Genomic DNA, 10,706 nt, shown 5'->3' on the forward strand with positions numbered 1-10,706 from the left:
CGTGAGCGCAGTGTCCACGACCCCGAAGAAGAACCTCATGCTCTTCTCGGGGCGGGCCCATCCGGAGCTGGCCGAGGAGGTCGCGAAGGAGCTCGACGTCACCATCACCCCGCAGGCCGCGTACGACTTCGCCAACGGGGAGATCTTCGTCCGCTTCGAGGAGTCGGTCCGCGGCTCGGACGCGTTCGTCATCCAGAGCCACACGGCGCCGATCAACACGTGGCTCATGGAGCAGCTGATCATGATCGACGCCCTGAAGCGGGCGTCGGCCAAGCGGATCACCGCGGTCGTGCCGTTCTACGGCTACGCGCGGCAGGACAAGAAGCACCGCGGCCGCGAGCCCATCTCGGCGCGCCTGGTGGCCGACCTGCTCAAGACCGCGGGCGCCCACCGCATCATGACGATCGACCTGCACACCGACCAGATCCAGGGCTTCTTCGACGGGCCGGTGGACCACCTGCTCGCGAACAAGGTGCTCGCCGAGCACCTGCGCGACGCGTACGCCGACGAGGACCTCGCGGTCGTCGCGCCCGACTCCGGTCGCGTCCGCGTCGCCGAGAAGTGGGCCGACACCATGGGTGGCGTCCCGCTGGCCTTCATCCACAAGAGCCGCGACAAGACCCGTCCGAACGAGGTCGTCGCGAACCGGGTCGTCGGCGACGTCCAGGGCCGCTGCTGCATCCTCGTCGACGACATGATCGACACCGGCGGGACGATCGCGAAGGCCACCGAGGCGCTGCTCGCCGACGGTGCGTCCGACGTCGTCATCGCCGCCACGCACGGCGTGCTGTCGGGGCCCGCGGTCGAGCGGCTCTCGAGCTGCGGGGCGCGCGAGGTCATCATCACCAACACGCTGCCGATCCCGGACGAGAAGCGGTTCCCGCAGCTCACGGTCCTCTCGATCGCCCCCGTGATCGCCCGGGCGGTCCGCGAGGTGTTCGAGGACGGCTCGGTGACCAACCTGTTCGACGGCAACGCCTGAGGCCTCGGTAGACTCGGCGGCGATCCACTTCGGCGAGGGCCGGTCCACCGGCCGTGATCGACGCGGTGAGCATCCCGGCGTGACCCGTCGTGGTGCCCGGCGTCGTCCGTCGAGTCCGCACCACCGCAGGAGCACCACCAGCCATGGCTGACGTCAAGATCGCCGCCGAGACCCGCACCGAGTTCGGCAAGGGCGCCGCGCGCCGCACCCGTCGCTCCGGCCGCGTCCCCGCCGTCCTCTACGGGCGCGGCACCGACCCGGTCCACCTGAGCTTCGACACCGTCGAGTTCGCCGCCGTGATGCGCGAGAACGGCCGCAACGCCGTCCTCACCGTCACCGGGGTGGGCAAGGAGCAGCTCGCGCTGACCAAGAGCGTCGTGCGCGACCCCATCAAGGGCTTCATCGAGCACGTCGACCTCGTGACCATCAAGCGGGGCGAGAAGGTCCAGGTCGACGTCCGCGTCGTCACGATCGGCGAGGCGGCCGCGGGCACGCTGGTCTTCCAGAACGAGGACACGCTGTCCATCGAGGCCGACGCGCTGAACATCCCCGAGGAGATCACCGTGGTGATCGACGAGGCGGAGATCGGCACGCAGTTCCTCGCCGGCGAGATCCGGTTGCCCGACGGCGCCACCCTCCTCTCCGACCCCGAGCTCCTCGTCGTCAACGTCACCGAGGCGCCGACCGAGGACGAGATGGAGGAGGAGATCGACACCGAGGGTGCGGGTGTCGAGGAGGACGCGCCCGAGGACGAGGCGGCCGAGGACTCGGAGACCGCCTCCGACTCCGACTCCGAGGGCTCCTCCGACTCCGACTCCGAGAGCTCGGACGAGAGCTGATGGCCTTCCCGACGACGGGCGCGGGTCCCGTGCTCGTCGCCGGGCTCGGCAACCCGGGGACCGAGTACGAGGGGACCCGGCACAACGTGGGGTTCGCGGTCGCCGACGTGCTCGCCGGGCGCGTCGGCGGTCGGTTCTCCGCGCACCGCAAGTCCGGGTCCGACGTCGCCGAGGGGCGGCTCGTGGGCCGGAAGGCGGTGCTGGTCAAGCCGCGCGGCTACATGAACCTCTCCGGCGGGCCGGTGACGAACGCGCTGCGCTTCTTCTCCGTCGGGGTCGAGGACCTGGTCGTCGTGCACGACGACCTCGACCTGGACTTCGGCGTCGTGCGGCTCAAGCGCGGCGGGGGCGAGGGCGGCCACAACGGGCTGCGCTCGATCTCGAAGTCGCTCGGAACGAAGGACTACCTCCGCGTCCGCGTCGGCATCGGCCGCCCGCCGGGGCGGCAGGACCCGGCCGACTTCGTGCTCAAGCGCTGGTCCTCGACCGAGCGCAAGGAGCTGGACGTGACCCTCGAGCTCGCCGCGGACGCCGTCGAGGCGCTCCTGACCGAGGGCCTGGAGGCGGCGCAGAACCGCCTCCACTAGGTGGCGTGGCGGCCCGCGATGTCCTCGAACGGCCCGCCGGCGGCGAGGACGTGCTCGGCGAACCGCCGCCCGATCACCTCGTGGGTGGCCGCGTCGGGGTGCAGGCCGTCGGGCAGGGGGAACGTCGCGGCGTCGGCCTCGCCGTAGAGGACCTGCCCGTCGAGGTGGTGCAGGTGCGGGTCGCCGGCGGCGCGCTCGGCCACGATCCGCTCGAGCTCGGCCCGGACGACGCGCAGGGTCAGCTTCCCGGCCCGCACCTCCTCCGGGTCGCCGGTGGCGCGGAAGGAGACCTCGCCGCGGGCGAGGGCCTCGGGGTCGAAGGCGCCCGGTCCGGGGGTGTCCTCGTGGATCGCGCAGTACAGGGGCGAGACGACCAGCAGCGGCGTCGTCGGATGCCCATCGCGGATCGTGTCGAGGACGCCGTGGACCGCCGGGCCGAACGCGCGCAGGCGCATGAGGTCGGCGTTCACCACGTTGATGCCGAGCTTGAGGCTGATCAGGTCGGCCGGGGTGTCCCGCATGGTGCGCGCCGTGGAGGGGTCGAGCAGCGCGCTGCCGGCGAGACCGAGGTTGACCAGCTCGAGCCCGCCCCGCCGCGCCGCGACCGCCGGCCACGTGCCGGTCGGACCGGCCGCGTTCGACCCGGCGCTGATGGAGCTGCCGTGGTGGCACCACACCCGGGCGCCGGGCGGGACCGGGGCGACCGGGGCGACCGGGGCGTCCGTACGCAGCGCGACGAGCCGGGTGACCTCGTTCCAGGGCAGCCAGATCTCGACGTCCTTGTCCTGGTCGGGCAGGCCGGCGAACCGCACCGTGCCCGGCGCTCCGGGGTCGGTCGTCGCGGCCCCGGTGGCGAGGTCGATCGTGACGACGTCGCCGCCGGCGCCCTCGCGCCGGTCGGTCGGGACGCCGTCGACGACGAGGTCGTAGAGCCCGGCCGGACGTGGCCCCAGCCCGTGGTGGACCGTCGTGGTCCGCAGCGTCTCCAGCTCGATCACGCTCGCCCGGGTGCGCAGCGCGAGCCGCACGCCGGACGGCCGGGCCTCGGCCGCGGTCAGCTGCGGGTCCGCGCACTGGGCCCGCGCCCAGGAGGGCAACCGGTGCGGGAGCAGACCCCGGTCGGTCGGCTCCAGCTCGACGGCGCCCCGCACCAGGTCGGGCGTGATCGGGGTCGCGATCAGCGAGGACGTCGTGGTCACGGTGTGCTCCGTTCCGGGGTGGTCGGGGCCGACGGCCGCAGGTCGGCGGGGCGACGCAGCAGGGCGTCGAGGGCGTCGAGGCACCACGTCCAGCTCTGCTCGGCGTCGGGTTCGCCGTGGCTGAAGCCGCCGGCGAGCTCGAGGTTCACGAACCCGCGGATCACACTGCCCATGAGCCGCACGGCGTGGGTCTGCTCCGGCTCGTCGAGGTCGTAGCCGCGCAGCACCGCGCGGGCCAGCCCGGCGTGCCGGGGACCGGCGCTCGCGGCCGCGTCGACGGCGTCGAGCCGGTACTCCGCCGCGGCGTAGCGACCGGGGTGGTCGTGGGCGTAGGTCCGGTAGACCCCGGCCAGGGCGACCAGCGCGTCCCGACCGGCCCGCCCGGCGAGCGCCGTGGCGCCGCGGTCGGCCATCTCCTCGACGGCGAGCAGGCAGATCCGCGACCTCAGGTCGTGCGAGTTCGCCACGTGCGAGTACAGGCTCGCGACCTTCACCCCGTGCCGCCGGGCGAGCGCCGAGAGCGTCACCGCGTCGAACCCGGCCTCGTCGGCGAGCTCGGCCCCCGACTCCACCAACCGCGCGACCGTCAGGCCGACCCGCGCCATCCCCGCCTCCTAGCCTAATACTTATAGGCAGGAAGCTAACGCGCCGTGGCGGTCACCGGGCCTCGGTGCGGTACCCGTGCCGGAGAATGGCCCGTGCCCCGTCGGCCTGACGGTCCCCCGTCGGCCCCGACGACCCCAGCCACGCCAGCATGGCCGCGCACCCGACGAGGTCGTGGGCCGTGACCTCGGGCCGGACCACCCCGGCCCGCTGGGCGTCGGCCAGGAAGCCCTCGGTCACCGCGATCATCTCCTGGCACGCGAGACCGAGCGGACCGGCCGCGGCACCCTCGAGGGCCCCGACCAGCGGCCCGGACAGACCGCGAAAGGTCGCGATGTGCTGCTCCACCTCACCCAGCCAGGCGTCCAACCGCTCGGCGACGTCGACCTCGCGGGCGACCCGGTCGCGGGCCGCGGCGAGTTCGTCGCTCTCGACCCGCAGCACCTCGGCCAGCAGGCACTCGCGGTCGGGGAAGTGGCGGTACAGCGTGCCGGGACCCACGCCCGCGTCGCGGGCGATGGCCTCCAGCGACGTCGTGACCCCGTGGCGGCGCACGTGCTGCCGGGCGACGGCGACGAGCAGGTCACGGTTCTTGCGGGCGTCCGCGCGCATCGGTCGGTCGGTGCCCGCCATCGCCGTCTCCTCCCGACCCGGTGCCGGCGTCGATCGTAGCGGAGGCCGCCTCCGTGTACGGTAACAGGAGGGTGCCTCCGTTCGTCGGCGACACCGACCGTTCCGAGCACGAGAGGACCCACCATGGCGACGTCCGTCCCGCTGTCCCTGCTGGATCTGGCCCGGGTCCGGCCCTCCGAGACCGCGGCCGAGGGCATCGCCCGCAGCGTGCGCCTGGCGCGGACCGCGGACGGCCTCGGCTACCGCCGGCTCTGGGTCTCCGAGCACCACAACATGCCCGGCCTCGCGTCGTCGGCGACCTCGCTCTACATCCAGCACCTCGCCGCCCACACCACGAACCTGCGCGTCGGGTCGGGCGGGATCATGCTGCCCAACCACTCGCCGCTGGTGATCGCCGAGCAGTTCGGCCTGCTCGAGGCCCTCTTCCCGGGTCGGATCGACCTCGGACTCGGCCGCGCCCCCGGCACCGACGGGGCCACCATGCAGGCGCTCCGCCGCGACGCCCGCGCGTCCGAGCACTTCCCTTCCGACATCGTCGAACTCCACGGCTACCTCACCGGGGCCACGACGGTGCCGGGCGTCCACGCCTACCCGCACCGCAGCACCGGCGTCCCCCTCTACGTCCTCGGCTCGTCGCTCTACGGCGCCCAGCTGGCCGCCCACCTCGGCCTGCCCTACGCCTTCGCGTCGCACTTCGCCCCCGACGACCTCGAGGTGGCGGCCCGGACCTACCGCACCCGGTTCGACCCCGCCGGTCCGCTGGCCGGACCGGACGCGGCCCCGCACTTCATCGCGGCCGCGAACGTCATCGCCACCGACGACGCCGGGACCGCGGGCGAGCAGTACCGCCGGACCGAGCTGGAGTGGCTGCGCTCGATCCTCGGCCGCGGCCGTGAGCTGACCGACGAGCAGCTCGCGATGCTCCGGGACCACCCCCAGGGACGGCAGGTGCTGGGCATGCTGCGCCGCAGCATCGTCGGAACCGGGCCCGAGGTCGTCGCCGGACTGGACGCCCTCGCCGCGGAGGTGGAGGCCGACGAGCTCATCCTCGTCAACGCCGCCACCGAGGAGGCCCACCAGCACCGCACCCTCGAACTCCTCGCGCCCGGCACCGACCGGACGGCCGACGACCGGCCCGCTCTCGCCGCTGCCGCGGGCTGACCGGTCCCGACGGCGGGTCGACCGCCGGACGCCGTGGGAGCGGCGGCACTCAGCGCCGCCGGGCGACCACGCCCCAGTAGGCGGAGCCGGCGTCGGCAGGCGTCGGCGCGTGGTCGACGTCGGCGGCCCAGTGGGTCGCCGCGACCCACCCGGGCCCCACGACGTCGTAGCCGCGGAGCCAGTCGGCCATGTCCCCGGGCTCGCGCAGGCGGGGCGGGTAGGAGAGCCCGCCGTGCCGGTGGTCCGTCCACATCCGGGGCTCCGGCCGACCGCCGCCGGAGAGCGCCGCGATCGCCACGGTACTGCCCGGGACGGTGCTCTCCCGCACCGTCCGCATCGTCGCCGCGGCCGCGTCGTCGTCGACGTAGTGCAGGACGGCACTGGCGATGACGGCGACGGGGCGCGCGAGATCGAGGTGCGCGGCCACCGCCGGCCACCACGTCCCCGGCTCGCCGACGTCACCCTCGACCACCCGCACGCCGTCGTGCCCGTCGAGCAGCTCGCGTGCCGGCGCGACGGCGTCGGGGTCGTTGTCGACGTACACCACCCGCGGGCGGAGGCCCGCCGCGGCGGCGACCTCGTGGGTCGGCCGCACGGTCGGCAGGCCGGCTCCGAGGTCGAGGTACTGGTCCACGCCGCGCGCCGCGAGGTGGGCGACGACCCGCGGTCGGAATGCGAGCAGCTCGCGGATCACCTCGTCGATGCCGGGCACCGTCGCGACGAGCTCGTGGGCGAACTCGCGATCGACGAGCCGGTGGTGGCTCCCCCCGACGATGTAGTCGTGCACCCGGGCGACGACCGGACGCTGGTCGTCGACCTCGTCGACCTCGTCGGGTCCGTCCGGGACCGCGGCGCTGCACACGTCCTGCACGGCTGCCTCCCCGGGTTCGGGTCGGCATCATGCCTCACCGGGCGCTTCGGGCGACCCCCGACGGCGCGACCGCGCGGTGGCCACCGGTGGCGACGCCGCGGAGCGGGCCGCCGATCGCCTCCGACCGGGACCCGCGACGAGGCCTCGCGGTGTGGCTCCCGTCACGGCATCATGGATGATCGTGAGCGACTCGGACGCCCCCGCCCTGCTCCGCCCGCCCGGCCCGCTGGAGGGCACCGGGATGGGCGCCTACCTCGATCACCTGTCCGCGGAGCGGGGCCTCGAGTTCGACGACCACCGGGCGCTGTGGCGCTGGTCGGTGGCCGAGCCCGAGGCGTTCTGGGGCTCGATCTGGGAGTTCTACGGCGTCCGCGGCACGTACGACCGGGTGCTCGGCTCGTCGAGCATGCCCGGCGCCGAGTGGTTCCCCGGATCACAGCTGAACTACGCGGAGCACATGGTCGGCACCGCCGAGGACACGGACCGCACGGCGGTCGTCGCGCACTCCCAGACGCGCGAGCGCCGCGAGCTCACCTTCGGCGAGCTCCGCGACCAGGTGGCCCGGGCGCGGGCGGGCCTGCAGCGCCTCGGCGTCGGGAAGGGCGACCGCGTCGTCGGCTACCTGCCGCACGTGCCCGAGACGCTCGTGGTGTTCCTCGCCGCTGCGAGCCTCGGTGCGATCTGGGCGGCGTGCGCGCCCGAGTTCGGAGCACGCAGCGTCGTGGACCGGCTCGGCCAGCTCGAGCCGACGGTGCTCCTCGCCGTCGCCTCCTACCGCTACGGGGCCAAGGAGATCGACCAGCGCGACGAGCTCGCCCGCATCCGGGAGGGCATGCCGAGCGTGCAGCACACGATCGGCCTGGACTACGGCTCGCACCCGGTCCCCGACGCCCTGAGCTGGGACGAGCTGCTCGCCGAGCCCGGGGAGCTCGCGTTCGAGCCGGTCGCCTTCGACCACCCGCTCTACGTGCTGTTCTCCTCCGGCACCACCGGGCTGCCGAAGGCGATCGTGCACGGCCACGGCGGCATCCTGCTCGAGCACCTGCGGCTGTTCGGCCTGCACTTCGACATCCACCCGGGCGACCGGACGCTGTGGTTCACCACCACCGCCTGGGCGATGTGGAACATCACGATCTCGGTGCTCCTGCACCGCGGGACGATCGTGCTGCTCGACGGCAACCCCCTCCACCCCGACCTCGAGGCCCAGTGGCGGCTCGCCGCCGACGAGCGCGTGGTCCTGTTCGGCACCAGCCCGGGCTACCTGATGTCGTGCCGCAAGTCCGAGGTCGTCCCGCCGCGGTGGCCGGAGCTGCGCCAGATCGGCACCACCGGCGCCCCGCTGCCCGCCGAGGCGTTCGACTGGGTGTACGAGCACCTCGGCCCGGACCTCGTCCTCAACCCCTTCAGCGGCGGCACCGACGTGTGCAGCGGCTTCGTCGGCGGCGGGACCTGGCAGCCGGTGTACCGCGGCGAGATGGCGGGCGCCGGCTTCGGGCACGACGTCGCCGCCTTCGACGAGGAGGGCAACGCGGTCGTCGAGCAGCTCGGGGAACTCGTCGTCCGCGCCCCGATGCCCTCGATGCCGGTGAGCTTCTGGAACGACCCGGACGGCGAGCGCTACCGCGAGGCGTACTTCGACACCTATCCCGGCATCTGGCGCCACGGCGACTGGGTACGGTTCACCGACCGCGGCAGCTGCGTGATCACCGGCCGCTCCGACGCGACCCTCAACCGCGGCGGGGTGCGGCTGGGCACCGCCGAGTTCTACGACGTCGTCGAGGACATGGCCGAGGTCGCCGACTCGCTGGTCGTCCACCTCGAGGACGACGCCGGGGGCCCCGGCGAGCTCCTGCTGTTCGTCACGCTGGAGGACGGGGCCGAGCTCGACGACGACCTGCGCGGCCGGATCGCAACGGGTCTGCGCCGCAACCTCTCCCCCCGCCACGTGCCCGACCTCATCGCCGCCGTGCCGGCCGTGCCGCGCACGCTGACCGGCAAGAAGCTGGAGCGCCCGGTGAAGCAGGTACTGCGCGGACGGCCCGCCGACGAGGTGATCAGCGCCGACGCGGTCCGGGGCGCGGACGCGCTCCCGGCCTACCGGGAGGCCTACCGGCCTTCCTGACGGCGGGATGCCGGTGGCGCCGGGCCCGTGGACGCCGGCAGCGACCATCAGTACACGGAGAGTCAGGTTCTAGGGTCAGACGGGTGACAGGACGTGGAACCGCCGCCGACGGAGCCTCGGCCGGCGCCTCGGAGCGGGTGTTCGCCGACGTCGTGCACCAGCTCGTCCGACGCTCGCACCTCGTCGTCGGCACCGGGATCTCCGCGATGCTCGACGAGGTCACCGCGCCGCTGGGGGTCGGCGCCGAGATCCTCGTCGTCGACCTCGCCCAGCACTTCCTCACCCCCGTCCGGCCCGACCTGGTCGAGCCGGTCGCCGTCGACGGCACGCTCGCCGGCCGGGCCTTCCAGCACGGTGAACTCGTCGACGGGGTCGACGGGCAGGGCCGGCGGGTGCTGTGGGTCCCGGTGCTCGACGGCACCGAACGCGTCGGGTGCCTGCTCCTGACCCTCGATCCCGGCACCCCCGACGACGACGTCCTGCGCGAACGCGCGGAGACGATCGCCGGACTCATGGGCCACGTCGTCATGAGCAAACTGGTCTACTCCGACCATCTGCGCCGCCTCCGGGCCGGTGACGGCCTCTCGGTCGCCGCCGAACTGCTCTGGCACCTCGTCCCGCCGCGCACGTTCGCCACCGAGGGCGTGTCCGTCGCCGCACTGCTCGAACCGCACGAACAGGTCGCCGGCGACGCCTACGACTACGCGGTCGACGGCGACACGCTCTACCTCGGGGTCTTCGACGGTGTCGGCCACGACCTCGACGCGGGCATCACGACCGCGCTGGCCGTCACCGTCATCCGCAACGCCCGCCGCCGCGGCGTCTCCGACCTCGCGGCCCTGGCCGACGCCGCCGACGAGCACCTGGCGCGACGGACCGGTCCGACCCGGTTCGTCACCGCCGTCCTGGCGCGCCTGGACATCACCACCGGCGCCCTGGACTACCTCGTCGCCGGTCACCCGCCGCCGCTGCTGCGCGACGGACGCATGATCCGACCCCTGGCCGAACCCCTCCGGCCGCCGCTCGGGGTGATCGCGACCGTCGTTCCCTCGCCCGAGTCGCGAGCCGCCGCGGCGCAGGACCGCCTCGAACCAGGCGACCGCATCCTCTTCTACACCGACGGGGTCACCGAGGCCCGCGACCAGGACGGCGCCTTCTTCGGCGAGGAGCGACTCGTCGACCTCACGGAGCGCACCGAACAGGCCCGGCTGTCGGCCCCGGAGATCGGTCGCGCCGTTCATGGGCCTCCCCGGTTCCGCGCGTCACCTTAGGGCAGCCTCACCTTGCTTGTGTCCGATTTCAACCCCGGTGCCGGTTCCGCCACAATGACGCGTCACGGAGGGAGCTCGACGCCCCACCGGCGGCCGACCGACCGACGCCCGGCGCGAACAACCCTCCGTCGACGCCTGAACCGGCCGCTGAGGCCGCCACGGGCTCGGGCGCGACGAGGCCGCGCTCGCCAACCCCCTCGACGTCTTCACCACCGCGACCCCCGACCGGGCCGAGGGCGTCCGTCACGGCGTCTGGGCAGCCACCATGATTTTTCGACATCTTTGCATCTGGTGAACCTTGCGGGTGATCATTCGTGTCTCTAGGGTTCGTCCGGTTCCTTCCGGGACCACGCTCCGAACCCTGCTCACGGAGGATCAGCGGTGCACATCGCCGAGGGTTACCTTCCGCCGGTCCATGCGGCAGCGTGGACCGTCGTC

General features: G+C 73.6%; 10 protein-coding genes. 6 read left to right on the forward strand and 4 right to left on the reverse strand.

Features of this window, described 5'->3' with window-relative positions; genetic code table 11:
* The first annotated feature begins 1 nt into the window (after nucleotide 1).
* The 3 genes from LN037_RS24170 (at nucleotide 2) to pth (ending at nucleotide 2,408) form a co-directional block, all read left to right on the forward strand.
* Complete coding sequence (locus tag LN037_RS24170) at nucleotides 2–982, forward strand: ribose-phosphate diphosphokinase (RefSeq protein ID WP_308286184.1); 981 nt, start codon at nucleotides 2–4, stop codon at nucleotides 980–982.
* A 143-nt stretch (nucleotides 983–1,125) separates the two neighbouring features.
* Nucleotides 1,126–1,821 (forward strand): 50S ribosomal protein L25/general stress protein Ctc, encoded by a 696-nt coding sequence (locus tag LN037_RS24175; RefSeq protein ID WP_230758203.1) that lies wholly within the window; start codon nucleotides 1,126–1,128, stop codon nucleotides 1,819–1,821.
* Complete coding sequence (gene pth / locus LN037_RS24180; RefSeq protein ID WP_230758206.1) at nucleotides 1,821–2,408, forward strand: aminoacyl-tRNA hydrolase; 588 nt, start codon at nucleotides 1,821–1,823, stop codon at nucleotides 2,406–2,408. The genes LN037_RS24175 and pth overlap by 1 nt, the downstream gene beginning before the upstream one ends.
* Here pth and LN037_RS24185 read toward each other — a convergent pair.
* The 3 genes from LN037_RS24185 to LN037_RS24195 are packed head-to-tail and all read right to left on the reverse strand — an operon-like array spanning nucleotide 2,405 to nucleotide 4,843.
* Nucleotides 2,405–3,589 (reverse strand): SGNH/GDSL hydrolase family protein, encoded by a 1,185-nt coding sequence (locus LN037_RS24185; RefSeq protein WP_230758233.1) that lies wholly within the window; start codon nucleotides 3,587–3,589, stop codon nucleotides 2,405–2,407. The two genes, pth and LN037_RS24185, sit on opposite strands and share 4 nt — an antisense overlap.
* Before the next feature lie 14 nt (nucleotides 3,590–3,603).
* Nucleotides 3,604–4,212 carry a TetR/AcrR family transcriptional regulator gene (locus LN037_RS24190; protein ID WP_230758208.1) on the reverse strand — a complete coding sequence of 203 codons (609 nt, stop codon included), beginning with the start codon at nucleotides 4,210–4,212 and terminating at the stop codon, nucleotides 3,604–3,606.
* Between the two features lie 52 nt (nucleotides 4,213–4,264).
* Entirely contained in the window at nucleotides 4,265–4,843 is a 579-nt protein-coding gene (locus LN037_RS24195) for a TetR/AcrR family transcriptional regulator (protein ID WP_230758211.1), read from the reverse strand.
* Nucleotides 4,844–4,966: 123 nt separating this feature from the next.
* On the opposite strand from LN037_RS24195, the gene LN037_RS24200 reads away from it, so the two are divergent.
* The gene (locus LN037_RS24200; RefSeq protein ID WP_230758213.1) at nucleotides 4,967–6,004 is read left to right on the forward strand and encodes an LLM class flavin-dependent oxidoreductase; all 1,038 of its coding nucleotides are present in this window, start codon (nucleotides 4,967–4,969) and stop codon (nucleotides 6,002–6,004) included.
* A gap of 49 nt (nucleotides 6,005–6,053) precedes the next feature.
* On the opposite strand, the gene LN037_RS24205 is transcribed toward LN037_RS24200, so the two are convergent.
* Nucleotides 6,054–6,875 (reverse strand): SAM-dependent methyltransferase, encoded by an 822-nt coding sequence (locus tag LN037_RS24205; RefSeq protein ID WP_230758215.1) that lies wholly within the window; start codon nucleotides 6,873–6,875, stop codon nucleotides 6,054–6,056.
* 175 nt (nucleotides 6,876–7,050) lie between these two features.
* On the opposite strand from LN037_RS24205, the gene LN037_RS24210 reads away from it, so the two are divergent.
* Both LN037_RS24210 and LN037_RS33855 read left to right on the forward strand, forming a co-directional pair.
* Nucleotides 7,051–8,997, forward strand: a complete 1,947-nt coding sequence (locus tag LN037_RS24210; RefSeq protein ID WP_230758218.1) for an acetoacetate--CoA ligase — start codon at nucleotides 7,051–7,053, stop codon at nucleotides 8,995–8,997.
* 83 nt (nucleotides 8,998–9,080) lie between these two features.
* The gene (locus tag LN037_RS33855; RefSeq protein ID WP_230758222.1) at nucleotides 9,081–10,268 is read left to right on the forward strand and encodes a PP2C family protein-serine/threonine phosphatase; all 1,188 of its coding nucleotides are present in this window, start codon (nucleotides 9,081–9,083) and stop codon (nucleotides 10,266–10,268) included.
* The last annotated feature ends 438 nt before the right edge of the window (nucleotides 10,269–10,706 follow it).

The organism is Actinomycetospora soli (genome assembly GCF_021026295.1).
Lineage (GTDB): Bacteria > Actinomycetota > Actinomycetes > Mycobacteriales > Pseudonocardiaceae > Actinomycetospora > Actinomycetospora soli.

What these genes read in the sequence shown, in the direction of transcription:
- pth (WP_230758206.1), top strand. Translation starts at nt 1,821, where the DNA reads ATGGCCTTCCCGACGACGGGCGCGGGTCCCGTGCTCGTCGCCGGGCTC.
- LN037_RS24195 (WP_230758211.1), bottom strand. Translation starts at nt 4,843, where the DNA reads ATGGCGGGCACCGACCGACCGATGCGCGCGGACGCCCGCAAGAACCGT.
- LN037_RS24190 (WP_230758208.1), bottom strand. Translation starts at nt 4,212, where the DNA reads ATGGCGCGGGTCGGCCTGACGGTCGCGCGGTTGGTGGAGTCGGGGGCC.
- LN037_RS24210 (WP_230758218.1), top strand. Translation starts at nt 7,051, where the DNA reads ATGATCGTGAGCGACTCGGACGCCCCCGCCCTGCTCCGCCCGCCCGGC.
- LN037_RS24200 (WP_230758213.1), top strand. Translation starts at nt 4,967, where the DNA reads ATGGCGACGTCCGTCCCGCTGTCCCTGCTGGATCTGGCCCGGGTCCGG.
- LN037_RS24175 (WP_230758203.1), top strand. Translation starts at nt 1,126, where the DNA reads ATGGCTGACGTCAAGATCGCCGCCGAGACCCGCACCGAGTTCGGCAAG.